The following is a 19320-nucleotide window of genomic DNA, read 5'->3' as shown; positions in this document are numbered from 1 at the left end:
GCGCCGGAGTATCTGAATTCAATGGAGATCACAGCATGAACGACAAGATCGAAAAGACCGACGCCGAGTGGCAGTCGCAATTGGATCCGGTGCAATACGCCGTGTGCCGATGCTCGGCTACGGAGCGGCCGTTCACCGGCAAGTTCTGGGACCATCACGACGACGGGCTCTACGTTTGCGTTGGCTGTGGCACGCCGTTGTTCGATTCGCGGGCGAAGTTCGATTCTGGCACCGGTTGGCCGAGTTACTCCGAAGCCGTTGCGGCGGGTGCGATCAGCGAGCACGTTGATCTGAGCCATGGCATGCGCCGGGTGGAAGTGCGCTGCGCGCGCTGTGAGTCACACCTCGGGCACTTGTTTCCAGACGGACCAAGGCCGACCGGCATGCGCTATTGCATCAACTCAGCGAGCCTTGATTTTCAAGAGCGCGATTCGGAGCCGACGCAGACCTGATAGCGCGTCGGATTGCGGCCTGTCTCCTTCCAAAAAACGAAACGGACCCGAAGGTCCGTTTCGCGTTTGCCTGACCGACCGTGACACTCAAGCCTTTGGCTTCAGCAACTCGTCCATGGTCTTATTGATCGACGAGAACTTGTACGTGGGCAGCTGGAAGTCCCAGCCAGCGCACTTCTGGTTGATCGTCTCGACTTCCTGCTTCAGCGTTGCCAACTGATCGGCCTTGTCCTTGGCCGCATCGCTGACCGCTGCTGGCATCGTCGGGGCGACGGGCGCATCAGCGTCAGTCAGCGCCTTGTCGGTTTCTTTCTTCTTGTTGAACTCAGCGAGCTTCGCAATGTGCTCGGCGTTGGCGGCGTCAAACGTCGCCTTGGCCTTCGCCTGTTCCGCATCGATATGCGCGCCGGCTTTGGCCTCGTCCAAGCTGGCGCTCAGGCGAACATAGCCCTTGTCGCCCTCCTGCCAAGCGGTGGCTTCGATGACCAGGCCATCGAATGCCTGGTACTTCGCTGCGGTGCTCGTGCTGGGGTCGATCTCGGCAGCCCCCGACTTTCGTACATCGTCCATCGTCAGGCTGGCGAGTGCGGCACCCAACGTGTTGCCTTCATACTCGCTGTTCAGCTCGCGACCTTTCGGCACGTTCTCGATGACATATTTGTCGTCATCCGGCTTGCTCTTGGACCCGCTGATCAGGCTGCCACTCTTGGCCAGCAGGAAGCGTTCGATCCGACTGGACTGGATGTCGATGACATTCTTGTCGAGCCAATTGCCCACCACGCGATCCGGAATCAGGCTGCCCTTCGCGAGCCACGATTGCTCCTCGTCATTGCGACGGACGTAGGTGCCGTCCTGGCCCATCGAGTTGGCATTGCCGACAACAATCTTGACGGGCTTGGCCAGACCATCGAGCTCCACCCGCACGCTCTTGGCCTCGGCGGCGGCAACATCTTCAACGCCGAGCTTGGCGTAGCTTTCCTTGCGACTGGTCTTCGCTTCAAGCAGGTCGGCCTCGGCGAGCTTCAGCAGATACTCGCGGACCTTTTGCATGTCGACCGGATAGTGATCACGTTCGGCGAGCGTCCAGGTCTTGTCGCCCTTGACGATGGTCAGCACGGTCTTGTCGCCGGCTTCGACAAACCGGAGCGCGCTGACCTTGTTGATGTCTTGTTTCAAGTCGGCGACCAGCGATTGCCCGGCGAGCTCTTCACGCGATTCCGGCGACCGCGTGCTGGTGGCCCAGAACGCGGCAACCAGCACCACAACCGTAACGATCAGAAGTTTGTTGAACTGATGTTTGCTCATGCTCCGCTCCTCAGGCGCGACGACGCAGGAAGTGATGCAGACCGAATACCGCCAGGGTCAGCAGCAACGGCAGAACCAGAATGTTCAGCAACTTGAGGCGGCTGCCCAGGCTCTCGATGTCCTTGTCCAGATCATGCTGGACATTGCGCAGATCCTTGCGAATCTTCAGCTTGTCCTGCTGGAACTGTTCGAGCTCACGCTGCTGCTCGGGCGACAGAATCATCGCGTTGTCGGTGCTCTTGTTCGCCTGCAGCTCGTTCAGCTTGCGCTCGGTGTCGGCGAGCTCTTGCTGGAGCTCCTGTTCCTTGTTGCGGTAGTCCTGTTCGGCCTTTCTCCGAATGGCTTCGACCGTCGTGAACGGACGGGCTGACACGCCGCGGCTGCGGATGCCGATCAGCGCACTGTTGCCGGCCATATTGTCGACCACATTGATTACAAAGTCGCCATTGTCGGCAAACGCATTGATCAGCTTCTGGCCAAAGAAGTTCTGCATCTGAACCCACAGGCGATCACTGAGAACATCGGTGTCGGCTACAACGACCAGATTCGCGTCTTCCTTGCTTTCGGCAAGGTGATCCGGGCCCGACTTCTCGGGGAACGCGGTCTTCAGTTTGCCATACAGACGGCCGGCCAGCACATAGCGCTCATTGGTGGCCTTGAAACCTTCGTACAGTGTGCTCGGGTCCTGCATGAACTTGATGCGATCCGATTCCGTGAGCATCGCGTCACCCGAACTCTGCACGAGGCTGACGAGCTTCAGCGGGCTCGACTCGGCGAGGCTGAACTGACCGGCGGTCGAGAAGTTGATGGTGTCGAGCTGCGCGGTCGTGACTTCGTCGTGGTTCAAGTTGTCCTTGCGATAACCCATGATCGCCAGATGCTGCACCGGCGGGGCGGCGGGATTGATTTGGATCGGCAACGCATTGCCGGCATCGAGCACAATCTGGTTCGGGTCATAGTTGATGCCCCATGCCTTGAACAGTTTCGGCAGATCGGACGACTTGCTGGCAAACATCGCTGCCTGCGGATTCTCAGGGTCCGCGCCGCTCTGATCCTGTTCACCGCTTGGGTCCACAAACACCATCAAACGGCCGCCGCGCAGCACGAACTGATCGATCGCGTACAGCGTGTCATCGCTCAGCGTCTTCGGGTGAACCAGCAGCAATGTGCTGATCTCCGGATCGATCTTGGTCGTGGCTTCGGGATTCAGCATGCGCATGTCAAAAATGTCGCTGAGCTGGGTATAGGCCGCCCATCCTTCGCGCATGCCACGGGTCGCGGGATCGAACCCCGGGGCGATGTTCAGACTGGAAATCACGCCCACCGCAATCTTCTTGTCTGACTTCAGGCCATTGATCATCTTAGCCACGTCATACTCGAGGAACGATTCCTTGTCCGGCGAGAAGAACGGAATCACCGCTTTGCCGTCGAGGGCATTGGTCCCGGCGAGCCCAAAGAAGATCGAGTTGCCACCCTGGCCCACCGGTACGGCCTGAAGGCCTGCTTCGGACGCGCGATCCTCGTCTTCCGAGAATGGCTGCGGATCGATCACCGACAAGCGGATCTTGCCTTTGCTCTTGGCCGCGATTTCTTCCAGCAACTCGCGAACGCGGTTCGCATAGTTCCGGAGAAACGGCACATCTGCGCTGGCTTTGTCGGAGAAGTAGAAATACAGATTGATCGGCTCCTCGATCTCGCTGACGATGGACTTGGTGCCATCGGACAGCGTGTACAGGTTGTTTTCGGTCAAGTCGATGCGTGCGCCGCGGAACAACGTGTTGACCAGAGCCAAAACGGCGACGAGCAGAATGGCCAGTACGATGAGGGTACTGCCCGAGAGTGTCTTGCGATTCAAAGTAAACATCGGGGCCCTCAATCAGCTTTTTTCATGTCGATGACAATGGCGGTGGCATACAGCCAGAACGCAATCATCAGCGTGAAATAGAGAATGTCGCGGAGATCCAGCACGCCTTTGCCGATCGCATTGGCGTGCGTCAGAAACGACATGCCGGCAATCGCATCAATCACCGCTTGCGGCAGATTCAGGCCGCTGAAGAAGTCGAGCACCAGCGAGAAGCCGGAGAGCATCAGCAGGAAGCAGACCACGACGGTCAGAATGAAAGCGATGACCTGGTTGCGGGTGACGGCCGACAGACATGAGCCAACCGCGAGAAACGCGCCGGCCATCAGAAAGCTGCTGAAGTAGCCCGCGAGGATGGCGCCGTTGTCGGGATCGCCCAGATAGTTCACGGTGATCCAGATTGGCACGGTGAGCAACAGGGCAATGCCAATGAATGCCCAGGCAGCCAAAAACTTGCCAAACACAGCCTGCCACAGCGTGACCGGCAGCGTCAGCAACAGTTCGATGGAGCCGCTCTTGCGTTCCTCTGCCCAAAGGCGCATCGCAATGGCCGGGACTAGGAACAGAAACATCCAAGGGTGGAAATTGAAGAACGGCTGCAGGTCGGCTTGGCCGCGCTCATACAGGCCGCCGAGGTAGAACGAAAACGCCATGGCCAGCACGAGAAAGATCGCGATGAACACGTAGGCAACCGGCGTGGCGAAGTAGCTCGCCAACTCGCGCTTGAACAGAATGCGGATCAGGCTCATGCGGCCTCCTTCACGGTGGTTTCGGCCTGAGTGATGGTGCGGAACACTTCGTCCAGTCGGCCTTGCTCGAGCGCGAGCTCGCGGAATGCGATCTTCTGCGCCTTCAGGCATTCGGTGACTGCTTCAAAGATCGCGCGATCTTTTTTCGGAAACGCCGTGATGCGTTGATCCTGCGGGTCGATTTCGACTGTGGCGACGTCTTTCAGCTGGCTGAGTGCGGCTTTGACGACCTCAGGCTGATCAGCCGACAGTGACACCGCACGGTGGTAGCGCGAGCGGCCTTCGAGTGCCGCGGGCGTGTCATCAGCCAGAACCTTGCCCTTGGCAATGATGATCGCGCGGTGGCACACGGCATGAACTTCTTCCAGGATGTGCGTGGACACAATGATGGTCTTGTCCTTGGCCATCGCCTTGATCAGATTTCGGACTTCGTGCTTCTGGTTCGGGTCGAGACCGTCTGTGGGCTCGTCCAGAATCAGCACTTTCGGGTCGTGCAGAATTGCCTGGGCAAGACCAACGCGGCGACGGAAACCCTTGGACAGCGTGTCGATGGTCTGCTTCAGGACGCCAGACAGGCTGAGCCGGCCGATGGCATCGTCCAGCTGCCGGGTGCGGACGCCACCATGCAGGCCGCGAACGTCTGCTATGAAGCCGAGGAAGTCGGCGACAGTCATTTCGCCATAGCTCGGCGCGCCTTCGGGCAAATAGCCCATGGCCTGTTTGGCTTCAATCGGGTGGGTTTCGACGTCGAAACCACACACCAGCGCCTGGCCGGAGGTGGGGGTCAGGAAACCCGCCACCATTTTCATGGTCGTGGATTTGCCAGCACCGTTCGGGCCGAGAAAGCCGAGCACCTGCCCGGGTTCGACCTTGAAGCTGATGCCATCGACGGCAGTCAGACTGCCATATCGCTTGCTGAGCTCGCGTGTCTCAATCATGTTGGTCTTCTTGAAGGTTTGAGGACGGAAATTGCCGTTCCGGTCGGCCAGGACTGGTCAACCGGCGCGGCGGCGAAATTGGGGCGACAGTCACAGATTGCAAGAGGCGCGAAAAGTTCAGTTTTTCTGCTGGGCTGGATCGGCGGTGTATCTGCTGGGCTGGATCGGCTTTGTTCTTGCTGGGCTGGATCGGCCATCCCTGGCCGACCAGCCCGCACCGAGTCCGGCACATGGCCGGACTCGGTGCCGCCGCAGCACCTCGTGCCGAGTTGCTGCGGCGATTGCCCCATCCTTGGGGCAAGAAGCGCTTCGTAGGCGAGCAGATTGTTCCGGTCCAGACTCGGTGCCGCCGCAGCACCTCGTGCCGAGTTGCTGCGGCGATTGCCCCATCCTTGGGGCAAGAAGCGCTTCGTAGGCGAGAAGATTGCGCCGGGCGGGATCCGGCATCATTGGTGAGGGATCGCTTTCCTAGCGCCCGAAAACAATTTGCCCCGCCGGAGCGGGGCAAGTTGCGGAGTTTGGTCGATCAGGGCTTCATGGTCACAGGGAGGTAGACGTCGGTGATCGGATAGCCGGTCACGTCGTCATCGCCCACCCAATAATCGAACTGGCCGGCGCCGTCCCAGTTGTATTCGAAGCCGTGCGTGGCAGCGTAGGCCTTCAGGGCTTCGCGCGGGCCGCGTGGCACGTTGATCGCTACCCGGTTGCCGATGTATTGCGTCTTCAGGACGGCGCCTTCGTAGCTGCGGCCCATGCGCACATTGCCGGTCACTGGGACCGTAATCGGCGGCACTGGGTAGGCCATGCTGCAGTCGTTCGATTCTTCGCCGTAGACGTTCATGATGCGGAGGCGCGCGCCACTCGGCTCGATCTTGTTGCTGGTCATGAACGTTTCGACTTGCTTCCAGCTTTGATCCATCAGCACTTCGGCCTCATCCCACTTGCGGGGCGCCGACGGGACACCGCCGCCGACATAGAGGATGTCGTAGCCGGGAATCGTGCTTTCATCAACCGTCATCTGGCTGTAGTCCACGTACGGAACCGTGGCCATGACCGCCGCAAAGCGGTCCAGCGCGGTTTCCATCAGCTCGCCGATGCGGGCATCGAGGTACATGCCGGCGTAACGACCGGGGATGTCCATGCCGTACTCAACACGGGTGGTCCAGATCAGATTCACGGCGCGCGTCTTGGCGTCTGGAATGATGCGGAATTCCATCGACTTGTTGGTGCCGCGCCAGTCGTTGTTCAGATCGAAGGTGATTTTGCCCTCGTCTTCAAACTCGGTGCTACGCAGGACGACCTTGCCCTCGCCATAGGCGTCGGACTTGTATTCCAGCGTGGCACCCTCGCCATAACGCTCGCCGGACTTGTTGAGCTGAATACCGGTATCGGCGGCCCAAGGGTTCCAATCCTTGAAGCGGTGGAACCCGTTCAGCATGTCATAGACCTGCGTGGTTGGATTGCCCAGTTCGATTTGGCGCTGAATGCGCGCCTTGCTCGGCAGGAACAAGCCCACCACCAGGAAGAACAGCGCGGCAAGGAGGGCCGCAACGACGAGTTCAACGATACGCAACATAGGGCAGGCTCAAGGAAAGGGCCAAGAAAAGGTTTTGAATGGTACTGAATCCGGAGGGGCAAACGCTATCGGAACCGAAAAGGGTTTTCCGAAAGACAGATTTTCAGAACGTTTGTTTCAAACGATGCCCATCTCAAAAGCCTTCAGGACGGCACGGGTTCGGTCCCGGACGCCCAGCTTGGAAAGGATATTGGAGACGTGGTTCTTGACGGTTCCTTCCGCCACGCCCAGGGAATTGGCAATTTCCTTGTTGCTGTAACCGCCTGCCATCAGGCGTAGTATTTCAGTTTCACGTTCGGTCAACGGGTCTGGTTGTTCCAGGCTCGCAAACTGGTTTTGCATGTGCTCCAGGCCGGCCAGGAGCCGCTGGGTGACCGCAGGTTTGACCAAACTGCCGCCGGAGGCGACCGTTTTGACTGCATCCACCAGCTGATCGAGCGAGACATCTTTCAGCAAGTAGCCCTTGGCGCCCGCCTTCAGGCCGGCCAGAACGAGCTGATCGTCATCGAAGGTGGTCAGGATGATGGTTGGCGGGAGTTCATTGCGGGCTGCCAAGGTTTTCAGCACGTCCAGGCCAGACTGGTTCGGCATCCGCATGTCGAGCAGGACCACATCGGGTTTGACCTTCGGGATCGTATCGATGGCCTGTGTGCCATCGCCGGCCTCAGCCACGACCCGGATGGAATCGGAGAGCTCCAGCAGGCTCCGAATGCCCTGACGCACCAAGGTTTGATCATCGACCAGACAAACAGAAATCATGTTTTTGCCTCCAACGGAATCCAGGCCTCAATCGAGAAGCCTTTGCCAGGTGCGGTCTGCCAATTGAGGCCGCCGCCCACTTCTTGAAATCGCTCAAGCATGCCAGATAGACCGTTACCGGCCGATATTGCTTCCGCGCCCCGGCCATCGTCGTGCGCGTTCAGTTCAATCCGCTGCTTGCTCTGATTCAACGACAGCCAGAAATTGCGTGCCTCGGCATGACGCATGCAATTGGTCAGCAGTTCCTGGGCGGTGCGGAGCAATACATGCGCGAACAGCGGGTTTTCGATCTTCAGGCTGTCGTTCAAGTCTAGGTGCACCTTGGGTTCGGGAACGCCATCTGTCAAGGCTTTCAGCGCGGCGCCAAGGTCGATCTCGGCATCCTCGCGCATTTGCCCAACCACCTCACGGACATCCGACAACAGCAGTTTCGCCACGCTCTGAGCCTGCCGGACCTTCTCCTGGCCTTGGCCGGAAACCAAGTGGCTCGCCACTTCCAGATTCAGGGTGAGCACGGTCAGATGGTGGCCGACCAGGTCGTGCAGCTCGCGAGCGATGCGCACGCGCTCAGCAATGCGGCTCGATTCGGCAAGCAAGGCGCGGGTCGCGCGGAGCTCGGAGTTCAGGCGGCGTTGCTCCTCGCGCGCTTCGGCCTGATCCTTGGCAACCACAGATGTGGCGAACGTGAAGCTGGAGAATCCGAGGTACAGAAAGCTTTGCAGGACCGCATCGAACCACCCGTAGATCGGTTCGCCGAACTCGTCCGTCAGACCCAGGAACACCGGCAGCAGGCTGGCGTTTTGCAGAATGGCCCAAATGGTCGCGGCACGGCTGGACAGCATCCACGGCAATACACCAGCAATCACGAGCAACAGAATGCCCGACAATCCGCTCTGGCTGAACCAGGATATCGCCACAGCGGCCAGATTCATGGCCATCAGTAGCGGTACCCGGACAAAGCGCGCTCGGCTCGCGCCGAGATCGCGGGTGGCAAACCAAAATGCCACTCCGAACGCAATATAGGCCAGCCACCAGCCAATCAGCGCGATCACATCGGCTTCCGAGATTTCGCCGGGCAGCGGTTGCCGGCCCAACCATGCCATCACCGCCCCGAAGCGTGCCCCGTCCAGACTGTCGCGCAATAACGGAATGCCAACACAGCCGTAGGTAAACAGGCCGGCATAGCGAAGCCAATTGACGTGGGATAGTCCGAGAAAGCGCATACCGTGATCATAGGAACAACGCCAGTGCCGCAACAGCAAACGAATGGCCTATGCCGCAGAAAAGCGCCAGGATCGGCTGATCGATCCGCGGCAATTCGCTTACCGCGCCATGCCGGGAACCCTTCGGCATGGCATAATGTTCGGGTTTGAAACCAGGGACCGAGCTCGATGCCTGTATTGATTCGTGACATACAAAGCCACGATTTGGACCATGTGCTGGCGCTGAATAACAACGCCGGCGACAGCATCCTCCCGCTGGATGCCCATCGTCTGCGTGCGTTCTTTGACCAGGCTGCCTATTTCCGGGTGGCGATCATCGATGAGCACCTGGCCGGCTTTCTGATGGCCTTGCGCCCGGGCCTCGATTACGCCAGTCCGAACTACCAGTTCTTCCAATCGACGTTCGACAATTTCGTGTATATCGATCGCATTGTCATTGCCCAGGCGTACCGCCGGCATGGCCTTGGCCGCATCTTCTATGCCGACGTGCAGGGGTTCGCCGAAGTCCGTGCGCCGAAACTGTGCTGCGAGATTTTCCTGGAGCCGCGGGACGATGCCTCGGTCCTGTTTCACGGCAGCTATGGTTTTCGCGAAGTGGCGCAGCAGACGCTGCCGAATGGACGTCGCGTTGGTCTGCTGGCGAAGGAGCTATGCAGTTATCCGTATGTGTGCGAGACCTACGAGCACCTCCCGGATCTGCCTTGGCTGACCGAGCGCCCGATCCGGATGCCGTTGTCCCGGGCGGCCAATGACTGAACGCGCCGCGATCGGCGTGCTCTGCATCGGTGACGTTGGCATCGCAAGCATCAGTGATCTGGTGCATCGATTGGGACTTGAGTTCGAACTGATCATTGACGGTGCGCCGATACCCGGATCATTCTGGGGTGATGCCGAAGCAGGCATCATCGGCACCCGGATTCTGGCGCGCGCCGATACACCGGTGCACTCGCTGCTGCACGAACTCTGCCATGTGCTCGTTGCGGCACCGGAGCGGCGCGCGAGTATCCACACGGATGCCTCCGACAGTGTGCCGGAGGAGAACGCCACCTGCTATCTGCAACTGCTGCTGGCCGATGCCATTCCCGGCTTTGGCTTTGCACGCGCCTGCCAGGACATGGATGCCTGGGGCTACACGTTCCGTCTGGGTTCGGCGCGAGCCTGGTTCGAACACGATGCGGAAGATGCGCGCGCCCTGCTGCTTGCGAGGGCGGATCTGGCAGGTTTTGTGCGATCCGAAGCGACACCTGCGTCTGCCTGATGACCTGCGGGTGCTGACAGCCAAGTGCCGCGCGCCATGATGCCAAGGACGGCACAGTCTCGACATTTCCGGAAGCTTTTCGTCAGGACTCGATGGAGTCACTGAGGCACGCTTTGCGCCATGAACAGCATGGCAAGCAACTGGTTCGTCCCATCCAACAATGGCAGAATGACTCGGGCAGCGTTGCCTGGAGCCATTTTGCACGATCTTGCTGCCGACACTGCCGTTCGAGGCGACCTGCCCAAGTTGCGGGGCGCGGTCGTGGATCTGGCTGCCCAGAGGCTGTATCGCGCCGGGCTGGACGTGCGTCTGTCACCAAAAGCCACTGCCGTACTGGCGGTCTTGATCGCGCGTCGCGGGCAGGTCGTGACCCGGCAATTGCTCCTTGATCAGGTCTGGCCCCGAATGAGCGTTGGCGACGACGTGGTGACACGCGCCATCAACGAACTACGGACGGCCTTGGCGGACGATCAGAGTCAGGATCGGCTGATCGAAACGATCGCCCGCAAGGGCTATCGACTGCGGGCCGAGCCCGAACTGGGAGGCGCCGAAGCAAGTGCCGACGTCGCGGGCGTCGAATCACCATCATCCGTTGCCGTTGCAAACAATCGCGTGTTCGAACTGCCAGCCGAGCGCGTGGCGCCCGGAACGACAGCGTCTGCAGCACGCCGACGCATGGTGGTGCTTGGGCTCGCACTGCTCGTTGGTCTGCTCGCAATCTGGTCACTGGCGAGCTGGTGGACGAACACGCCGCGAAACGCGTCGGCAATGCCGCTGGATGTCAGTCGACACGCGACCGTCCTGAGTTTCGAATCCGGCCAGTTGGTGGGCCCCAGCGTCTCTGGTGATGGCACGATCCTGGCCTATCTGGCGCATGAAGCCGGCAAGCCAGGCTACGCGCTCGTCTGGCGGGAAACCGGGTCGACCGCTGTCCACACGCTGTTGCCGGCACTGAATGGTCGGGACTTGTATCCACCCGCTGTATCGCGCGATGGCAGTCACATTGCATTGATCGTCGCTGACCCGACGCGTGCGGAAGTCTGGTTGCTGGCCCGAGCCGGTGGTGAGCCACGCCGCGTTGCCATGCCGAATCATCGTTACTTTGCGCGGTTGCTCGATTGGCTGCCCGATGGCAAGTCACTCGTATTGGCGAGCGCCGAAAATGACGTGCAGACAGACATCGTACCGATGCTGCTCGATGTGGAGCAGGGGACCATGCGGTTGCTCCCGGGCGCGCGCGATTGGCCTGGTAACGCCGGCTTGCCGCGGATATCGCCGGATGGCAAACACTTGGCGTTTGTGCAGCGCGACGGTTTGGACACGCGCCTCTGTCTCGCTGACCTGATCGGCGCCGTGAGCCGCTGTGGCGATCGACTTCGCGACCCTAATAGTCTCGCGTGGTTGCCGGATGGCTCGGCAATATGGGTGCTGGATCTCGGGCCGACGCCACACCAACTGATCGCTTTTGACCGCCAGGCGCGGGCCACCGCGACCGCCGACGTCGAGCGCATTCGGCAAATGAGCATCAATCCACATGGCAGCGCGCGACTGGTGTTCAAGCGATCCATGAGTCGCATTCATCTGTTGCGCCTGTCGTTGTCGGGCCCGTCCGCCAATGACGAGCAATGGATTGCGCCGGCGGCGGGCAATGACGCGCTGGTTCAGCTTTCGAGCGACGGCTTGCAGACTTGGTTCGTCTCTGGCCGGGATGGCGGCGAGCAGATCTGGAAGTGGCAGCAGGATCAATTGCAGCGCGTGTCTCAAGGGCCGTGGCGGCGTGTGCTCGCGTTCACGCAAGGTGACGCGTCTGGTCGGATCTGGATTCTGGCCGTCGATGCAGCGCAGCACACCGCGCTCTTTCAACTTGCGGCAGGCGATACCGTTCCGAGTCGCGTGATGGATGTGCCGGGCGTCTACGACCTCACGCTGCATCGCGATCGCCTACTGTTGATCCGCCATGTCAGCGCCGGCGCCAGCACCTTGTTGCGACTCGCCGCCGACCGTCTGGAGGCGGTGGACGCCGGCATCCAAGAGCCGATTGTCCGAGCGCAGACATGTGGGGATGCACTCTGTTTCAGTGATCGCCAAGGTGTGCTGTACCGACGACGGGATCAGCAGCCCGGCAGCGAGCCTCTGCTCCTGACGGCGAGCCTGGTCGAACCGTCGGCGTGGCGGGTGTCTGGTGATTCGATCTGGTATGTCGGTGCGGTCAAGGGCGCGGCCGCGCTACGCCAGCACAACCTGGCAATCGACCAACCTGAGCAGGTTTTTCCTACGGCGATGCCGCCGTATCCGGCGGATTTTGCAGTTGGGAATCAGCAAGCGGTAATCATGCCCGTTCTGTTTGATGATTCCGGCGAACTGATGGCGGCACCAATCGCCGATCTCCCCTTGCCCTGGCACGTGCTGCCCGACTCATCCTGAGTCATTGCTTGAGGCCAGGCCGTCCTGCGCCTCTCGATTCTTCGTCATCTGCCGTGAACATCGCCGACGCGTGTTGGTGATGCCGGCAGCCCTCGGTCCGCTTTCCGGAAGGGACGGACATTCGCAAAGGAACGCATCATGAAACGCATGCAAGCAGTCATCGCAGCAATCGCCCGTCTGGCCTGGTTCGCGCCACTCATCGCCGCAATAGGGCAGTCTCCAGCAGCAACATTGCAGACGCTTACTGGCCCGGCCGGAACAGGCTGGTCATTGGCGCCCATTGCTGACGTCGATGGCGACCAAGTCGATGATGCGCTCGTATCTACGGCCCTTGGCAACAGTGTTCGGGGCAGTGTGTCGTTGTACTCGGGACGCACCGGCGCCCTGATCCGCACGATGACGGGCCCGGATAACGGCGCGTCGGCGGGCTGGGCCGTTGCCGACGCCGGCGATCTGAACGGCGATGGCATCCATGATGTGGTGACCGGGCACCCACGCAGCGGCAGTCAACGCGGCGGCGCCGTCGCGTTTTCCGGTGCCAATGGCGCAGTGTTGTGGCAATGGCTTGGCACGGGCAGCGAGGGTTTTGGCTGGGCCGTCGCAGGCGTCGGTGATGTCGATGCCGACCAACGCGACGATGTGCTGATTGGCAATGGCTTCAATCCGGGGCGCGCCTATCTTTACTCGGGCCGGGACGGTCACTTGATCCGCACCTTCACAGGCGACGTGGCCGGTGCAGGATTCGGTCAAGGCGTGTCCGGGATTGCCGATCTGAACCAGGATCAACGCCCGGATCTTCTGATCAGTGCGCCGGTCGAAGGCGCGCCCGCAACGGGCGCGATCTATGTGTTCTCCGGCGCCGATGGTGCGCGTCTTCGAAAAATTACCGGTCCGGTTGGTGCAGTGAACTTCGGAACCTCGTTCCTCGGAGACGCGGGCGATGTGAACGGCGATCGCGTGCCCGATGTCTATGTCGGCGACTTCAGTGCACTGGGGGGCGATGGTCGCGCCTTTGTGTTCTCCGGAGCCGATGGCAGTCGCTTGCACTTGTTTCAAGGGGCGAATGGCGAAGGGCTGGGTTGCGGGCGTGGCGCGGGCGATGTCGATCACGACGGTCATGCGGATCTGATCATCGGCTCCTATTCCTATTCATCCGCCGGACTCGGTGCGCGCGGGCGGATGCAAGTCTTCAGTGGCCGGACCGGTGCGGTAATGCAGACTGAGCTCGGGACCGCCGCGGGCGAGCAATTCGGCTTTGACGCTGCATCGTTGGGTGACACCAACAATGATGGTCGCGTCGACTTTTTGGTTGGCGCATCGCCCGTCAATCTCGCGCGTATCATCCGTGGCGACGTCGAGCCACAGCCCGGATTCGCGATTGGCGCGGGCATGACCGGTGCCTGGCATGATCCAGCCAACCCCGGGCACGGCTTCTTCATTCAGGTCCTGCCGGAGCAACGCTTCCTGGCGATCTGGTTTGCGTTTGACAACGGCGGCAATCAGGCCTGGTTTGGTGGGGTGGGGACTTACACTGGCAATCAGGCAGACTTGGACGCGCAAATCTTTTCAGGCGGACGCTTCCCGCCCAACTTCAATGCGGCGGATGTGCAAACGCGAGCCTTTGGTCATTTGCAATTCCAGTTTTCCGACTGCAATGCCGGACAGGTGCGCTTTGAGCCGGTTGTCGCCGGATATGCCGCCGGCACCATGCCCTTGGCACGCATCACTCAGCCTGCGGGATTGAGCTGTGAGTAATTGGCCGTTGAAAACCGCCCATCCTGGGCGCTTTTCAACTCGCGAGTCCGGCACATGTCCGGACTCGCTCTCGCCGAATCAATCACTGGCGTGATCGATTCGCGGTTGCGCCATCCATGGCGCAAGTTTTTTGGCCGTTGAAAACCGCCCATCCTGGGCGTTTTTCAACTCGCGAGTCCGGCGCCGGTCCGGACTCGCTCTCGCCGAATCGCCTCAGCGCGAGCCAGGCTTTCTCTTGAGTCGAATCAGGGACGAAATTTCGTCGTCACCATGGCCAGACTGCATCAACTGGCCATAGTCGGCAAGGCATTTGTCGACAATGCTGTGATCGGTGCCCGCGGCCTCGGCGAGCGCCTGCACGATCAGCAGGTCCTTATGCAACAACGCGAGCTTGAAGCCGCTGCTGAACTGGTTCTGCAACATGGTCGGGCCGCGCTTTTCCATGAACCAGTTCTGCGCGGCGCCGGCACCGAGCGTGGGCAGCAGGCGGGTCGGATCCAGGCCCAAGGCTTCGCCCAGCGCCATGCCCTCGCAGACAGCCTGCGCAATACCGGCCACCAGTACTTGATTGACCGCCTTCGTGTTCTGACCGGCGCCCACATCGCCCATGTGCGTCATGCGGGCGGCATAGCACTGCAGAATGGGCTGCACGCGGGCCAGTGTTTCCGGCTGACCGCCAACCATGATCGACAGCTTGCCATTGCGCGCGCCTTCGACGCCGCCCGACACTGGGGCGTCGAGAAAATCTGCACCTTCGGCACGCAAAATGTTGGCCGCCTGCTGGGCACTCTTCGACGCAATTGTCGAATGATCGATCAGCACGAGGCCCGGGCGTTTCAGCGCGGCGAGGTCGCGCGCCAACGCGAGCACATCGGCATCGGCTGTCACGCACGAAATAACCACGTCGACTGCAGCCGGCAGGTCCGCCAGCGACGCGACTGCGACCACGCCGTCATGGGCATTAGCAAAGGCCTGAGCCTTGGGCAAAGTCCGATTGGCCACCGCTTTCAGCAGGCCCGCCTGGTACACATGGCCGGCCATCGGGCCGCCCATCGCGCCCAACCCAATAAATGCAACGCTCATGCCTATTAGTCCTGAATCGACAAGCTTTTGAGTGTAGCAGTCCCAAATGACAGCGCCAGCCGCCGACGATCGGAAAAAGGCTCGGTAAGTCTTTGATTGCATGCGGCAAGCCAGGCATTGAACTGGCAGAATGCGGGCATGAACGCTAGTGACACCGACCTTGCGCTGATCGAGCGCTTTCTGGACATGGCTTTTGCCGAGCTTGGGCTCGCCAAGAACACGCTGCTCGCTTACCGGAACGATTTGAACCAGTGCGCGGCGTTTCTGGCGCAGCAAAAGCTTGGATTGCTCTCGGCCTCACGCGCGGACTTGCTCGGCTTTCTCGCCAAGCGGCAACAGGAGGGCGTGCATGCGCGCAGCAATGCGCGCTGTCTGTCAGCACTTCGGCACGCTTATCGGTTTTTTCTGCGCGAACGTTTGCGGGACGATGACCCATCGGCCTTGGTGCGCTCACCAAAGCTGCCGAAGGGCCTGCCGAAGGCGTTGTCCGAAACCGAGGTCGAGTCGTTGCTAAAGGCGCCCGACGTCACCGATCCCAAAGGGCTGCGTGATCGCGCCATGCTGGAACTGATGTATGCAGCTGGGCTTCGGGTCAGTGAACTCTGCGCGCTCAGCATCAACGAAATCAATCTGCGCCAAGGCGCCTTGCGGGTGCGCGGCAAGGGGAGCAAGGAACGCCTGCTGCCCATCGGCGAGTGGGCGATCGATTGGCTGCAACGCTACCTGAATGAAGCGCGGTCGGTGCTGTTGCGCGGCAAGCCGAGTGAGTTGGTCTTCGTGTCGAATCGCGGTGGGCCGGTGTTGCGGCAACGCTTTTGGTTGATGATCAAGAAGTATGCAGCCCAGGTCGGCGTCATCCGACCGGTCACGCCGCACGGACTCCGCCACTCGTTTGCCACGCATCTGCTAAATCACGGCGCGGATCTTCGCGCGCTGCAAATGATGCTCGGGCATTCCAGCCTCTCCACGACGCAGATCTATACCCTGGTTGCGAAGGAAGGTCTGAAACGGTTGCATCAGCAACATCATCCGCGCGGCTGATTCGGCCGGCGCGCCCGATCAGATTTCGCAGAGCCCAGGATGGCTCCAAAGCGAGGTGCGCGTGCGAAAGCCGATCCCGTCATGAGCACGCCACCTTCCTGGCGCAGGCTTCGCATCAATAGACGTCGCGTGCGTAGCGACCTTCCTGTAGCCAGCCGTTGACCACATCGGTCGCCGCTTCGACCGACTGCCCCGCCTGCTCAGCGACAATATCGATCAATGCCTGATGCACATCGGGCGCCATCCGCGTGGCATCGCCGCACACGTAGAGATGCGCGCCGCGCTGCAGCCATTGGTACAGTTCGCGCGCTTTGGCGCGCATCGCGTGCTGTACGTAGTACTTCTCAGCGCCGTCGCGCGAGAACGCCACATCGATCTGCAGCTTGCCTTGCTTGCGCCAGTCGAGCCACTCGGTCTGATACAGAAAGTCCTCGCGCAAACGCGGTGCACCGAAGAACAGCCAGTTCCGCCCGGCTGCGCCTAGCGCGAGGCGTTGCTGCAAGAACCCGCGGAACGGGGCCACGCCGGTGCCTGGGCCAACCAGGATCACGTCGCGGTGCGAATCAGCAGGCAACCGGAAGCGCTGATTGGGTTCGACGAAGATGCGTATGCTCGTACCGGGCTCCGTTGCGCCGAGGAAACTGGACGCGACACCGTCGGGATCTACCGCAACCGTCAGATGCACTTCGTCGCCCACTTGCTCACGACTCGATGCAATGGAGTACAGACGCGGCGTCAGCGGGCGCAGCAGATCGACCAGAGTCTGCGCATCCAGGCGGGCCGGGAACTGCCGCAGCAGATCCAGCGGCTTGACACGCTTCAAGGTGTCACTCAGCAGTTCTGGGTTGGCGATGATTTGTTTCAGCGCGTCATGCTGGCCGATGTCGGCGATGCGACCGAGCAGTGAACGGCTCAGGCGCGTCAATTCGCGCTGGTGGCTCAGTACTTCAAACAACGGTTGCGTCTTGCCTTGCACGGTCACCGCGGTGCCGCCGTCCAGTTCGAACCACTGCAACCAAGCCTGCACGCGAGCGGGTACGTTGCTGGCGATAATGCCGAGCGCGTCGCCTGGTTCGTACTTGATGCCGCTCTCGGCCAGCGAGAACTCCAGATGCCGAACGTCGCGCCAGCCGTTGCCGGTGGTCAAGCGTTGATTGCTGAGTAGTTCCGCGCTGAACGGATGTTCGCGGTCGAACGTCGCCGCCTGGGTGTTGTTGACCACCACGCGCAAACCGGGGGCCGCGCTGACCAGATGCTTGCGCGCTTCGTCGATCTGCTGCTTGCGCCAATCGGCGGCGGCCTGTTCGAAGTCCAGATCCAGCTCGCTCAGCGCCTGAATGCGCTCAGCGCCCAGTTCGGTCAGGCGGCGGTCCAGAACCCGACCAGCCTCGCAGAACTTTGGATAACTGGAGTCACCCAGCGCGAGCACCGCATACTTCAGTTGCGGCAATTTGGGCGCCTTTCGGCCGTTCAGAAACTCAAACAAGGCGCGCGCCGAATCCGGGGGCTCGCCGTCGCCATGCGTGCTGGCGATCAGGTACAGGAGCTTTTCCTGCGCGAGCTCCTTGGTGGGATACGTATCGGCGGCCAGCGCGCGCACCGCGAGCCCGGCTGCCTCGGCATCGGCCTTGAGCTTCTCCGCGATGCGCCGGGAGTTGCCGGTATGGCTGGCATAAATGATCGTCAACCGAGCGCGCGACTCAGTGCCCGTCTGAGTCGGCAGAGCGGGTGCCGTACTTTGGCCCAATGCCGCGGCGCGACCCGCAAAGTAGCCAGAGAGCCAGTAGAGCGCCGAACCATCCAGCCCGTGGCTCAGGCGATCCAGATTGGTCAGAACTTCCTGACTGAGCAGGTTCGCGGGTAGCGGCAGTTGGGGCAGTGCGCTCATGGTGACCTCGACTTCGGCAGCTCACCATAGGCAGTCCCAGCGAGCGGCGGAAAGGACCTGCGCGCATGCCCATATAACGGGCGCTTATGACTGTCTACGGGCCGTGCGTCAGCTGCCGAGCAAAACCTCGGCAAAGCGTCGCGCAGCAGCGGGGTCGTGCTCCAGAAACGTCGATGGTTCGGTCAGCTCGAGCTCCAGCAAGCAGGGCTGCCCCAGTTCGTCGAGCAATAGATCCACCCGGGCATAAGGCAGGGGCAACAAACCCTGGAGCGCGGGCACCTTGGCCATCGCATCCAGGACCTGGGCGCCGACCGCGCGCTCGGCCGCTGTTGCCTCGCGCGGCTGAATGTCCTCGATCGCAAACAAGAGCTCGGTCGGCCCGGCGTGCGCCTTGAGCAGCGGGCCCTTGCGAATGGCGTGGCTGAATGCGCCGCCGAAATAGAGCAACGCCGTTTCGCCCGCGGCGTCGACGCGATCCAGATACGGTTGCATCAGCACACTCCGGCGGTCATCGAGGAGCCGCTGGATATGGGCGACAGCGACGGTCCGCTGATCATCGTGGTAGCGCGCCGCATCGCGCGAACCGGCACCGACCGCTGGCTTGATGACGTATTCGCGGCTCGGCCAGGCTTGGCGAAAGGCTGCAAGCGCGTGCGCCGCGTCCGCGCCTGGTTCAGCAAAAACCGAGGGCACCGTCGCAACGCCAAGACCGGCGAGCTCACTCAGATAGTGCTTGTCGGTGTTCCAGCGCAACACGGGCGGCGCATTGCGGAGCCGGGTCAGCGCGGCGACGCGATCGGCAAAGGCCAAGAACTCCGGCAGGCGCTCGGCGTAGTCCCACGTGCTGCGGAGAACGGCCTGCTGAAACCGCGACCAATCCACATCGGGGTCGTCCCAGTTGACCACTTCAACCGGAACGCCCAAATCAGTCAGCGCTCGAACCAGCGGCGGCAGATCGGTGTCCAGCGCCGCGGCGACCCGGGCGCTGACCAATGCAATCGGCTGCAC

16 protein-coding genes are annotated in these 19320 nt (G+C 61.2%); 6 read left to right on the top strand and 10 right to left on the bottom strand.

Annotated elements, in window-relative coordinates; translation table 11 throughout:
- The first annotated feature begins 35 nt into the window (after positions 1 to 35).
- Positions 36 to 452 carry a peptide-methionine (R)-S-oxide reductase MsrB gene (gene msrB / locus C7S18_RS18260; protein ID WP_106892916.1) on the top strand — a complete coding sequence of 139 codons (417 nt, stop codon included), beginning with the start codon at positions 36 to 38 and terminating at the stop codon, positions 450 to 452.
- An 87-nt stretch (positions 453 to 539) separates the two neighbouring features.
- Here the strand turns inward: msrB and C7S18_RS18255 are convergent, their stop codons facing one another.
- The 7 genes from C7S18_RS18255 to C7S18_RS18225 all read right to left on the bottom strand — a co-directional run bounded on the left by C7S18_RS18255 (position 540) and on the right by C7S18_RS18225 (position 8863).
- Positions 540 to 1757: a DUF4340 domain-containing protein gene (locus C7S18_RS18255; RefSeq protein WP_106892915.1), complete on the bottom strand. Its 1218-nt coding sequence runs from the start codon at positions 1755 to 1757 to the stop codon at positions 540 to 542.
- Between the two features lie 10 nt (positions 1758 to 1767).
- Positions 1768 to 3621, bottom strand: coding sequence for a Gldg family protein (locus C7S18_RS18250; protein WP_106892914.1), 1854 nt, complete (start codon positions 3619 to 3621; stop codon positions 1768 to 1770).
- Between the two features lie 8 nt (positions 3622 to 3629).
- On the bottom strand, positions 3630 to 4367 hold the full coding sequence (locus tag C7S18_RS18245) for an ABC transporter permease subunit (RefSeq protein WP_106892913.1): 738 nt from the start codon (positions 4365 to 4367) through the stop codon (positions 3630 to 3632).
- On the bottom strand, positions 4364 to 5305 hold the full coding sequence (locus C7S18_RS18240; protein ID WP_106892912.1) for an ABC transporter ATP-binding protein: 942 nt from the start codon (positions 5303 to 5305) through the stop codon (positions 4364 to 4366). Before C7S18_RS18240 ends, C7S18_RS18245 begins: the two co-directional genes overlap by 4 nt.
- Before the next feature lie 526 nt (positions 5306 to 5831).
- Positions 5832 to 6881: an SRPBCC family protein gene (locus tag C7S18_RS18235; protein WP_106892911.1), complete on the bottom strand. Its 1050-nt coding sequence runs from the start codon at positions 6879 to 6881 to the stop codon at positions 5832 to 5834.
- A gap of 117 nt (positions 6882 to 6998) precedes the next feature.
- Positions 6999 to 7640 (bottom strand): response regulator, encoded by a 642-nt coding sequence (locus C7S18_RS18230; RefSeq protein ID WP_106892910.1) that lies wholly within the window; start codon positions 7638 to 7640, stop codon positions 6999 to 7001.
- Complete coding sequence (locus C7S18_RS18225) at positions 7637 to 8863, bottom strand: sensor histidine kinase (protein ID WP_106892909.1); 1227 nt, start codon at positions 8861 to 8863, stop codon at positions 7637 to 7639. Before C7S18_RS18225 ends, C7S18_RS18230 begins: the two co-directional genes overlap by 4 nt.
- A gap of 168 nt (positions 8864 to 9031) precedes the next feature.
- On the opposite strand from C7S18_RS18225, the gene C7S18_RS18220 reads away from it, so the two are divergent.
- The 4 genes from C7S18_RS18220 (at position 9032) to C7S18_RS18205 (ending at position 14300) form a co-directional block, all read left to right on the top strand.
- On the top strand, positions 9032 to 9619 hold the full coding sequence (locus C7S18_RS18220) for a GNAT family N-acetyltransferase (RefSeq protein WP_106892908.1): 588 nt from the start codon (positions 9032 to 9034) through the stop codon (positions 9617 to 9619).
- The gene (locus C7S18_RS18215; RefSeq protein WP_106892907.1) at positions 9612 to 10121 is read left to right on the top strand and encodes a hypothetical protein; all 510 of its coding nucleotides are present in this window, start codon (positions 9612 to 9614) and stop codon (positions 10119 to 10121) included. Before C7S18_RS18220 ends, C7S18_RS18215 begins: the two co-directional genes overlap by 8 nt.
- 120 nt (positions 10122 to 10241) lie before the next feature.
- Positions 10242 to 12545 (top strand): winged helix-turn-helix domain-containing protein, encoded by a 2304-nt coding sequence (locus C7S18_RS18210; protein ID WP_106892906.1) that lies wholly within the window; start codon positions 10242 to 10244, stop codon positions 12543 to 12545.
- A 138-nt stretch (positions 12546 to 12683) separates the two neighbouring features.
- Positions 12684 to 14300, top strand: coding sequence for a VCBS repeat-containing protein (locus C7S18_RS18205; protein WP_106892905.1), 1617 nt, complete (start codon positions 12684 to 12686; stop codon positions 14298 to 14300).
- A 213-nt stretch (positions 14301 to 14513) separates the two neighbouring features.
- On the opposite strand, the gene C7S18_RS18200 is transcribed toward C7S18_RS18205, so the two are convergent.
- Positions 14514 to 15383: an NAD(P)-dependent oxidoreductase gene (locus tag C7S18_RS18200; RefSeq protein WP_106892904.1), complete on the bottom strand. Its 870-nt coding sequence runs from the start codon at positions 15381 to 15383 to the stop codon at positions 14514 to 14516.
- A 138-nt stretch (positions 15384 to 15521) separates the two neighbouring features.
- On the opposite strand from C7S18_RS18200, the gene xerD reads away from it, so the two are divergent.
- Entirely contained in the window at positions 15522 to 16424 is a 903-nt protein-coding gene (xerD, locus tag C7S18_RS18195) for a site-specific tyrosine recombinase XerD (protein WP_106892903.1), read from the top strand.
- 115 nt (positions 16425 to 16539) lie between these two features.
- On the opposite strand, the gene C7S18_RS18190 is transcribed toward xerD, so the two are convergent.
- Together C7S18_RS18190 and C7S18_RS18185 are read right to left on the bottom strand one after the other, a co-directional pair.
- Positions 16540 to 18312: an assimilatory sulfite reductase (NADPH) flavoprotein subunit gene (locus C7S18_RS18190; RefSeq protein ID WP_106892902.1), complete on the bottom strand. Its 1773-nt coding sequence runs from the start codon at positions 18310 to 18312 to the stop codon at positions 16540 to 16542.
- A 108-nt stretch (positions 18313 to 18420) separates the two neighbouring features.
- Positions 18421 to 19320 (bottom strand): ATP-grasp domain-containing protein, encoded by a 900-nt coding sequence (locus tag C7S18_RS18185; RefSeq protein WP_106892901.1) that lies wholly within the window; start codon positions 19318 to 19320, stop codon positions 18421 to 18423.

Source organism: Ahniella affigens (assembly GCF_003015185.1).
Classification (GTDB): Bacteria; Pseudomonadota; Gammaproteobacteria; order Xanthomonadales; family Ahniellaceae; genus Ahniella; species Ahniella affigens.
Note: the sequence above shows the minus strand (reverse complement) of the source record. Positions and strands in the feature narration are given on the sequence as shown.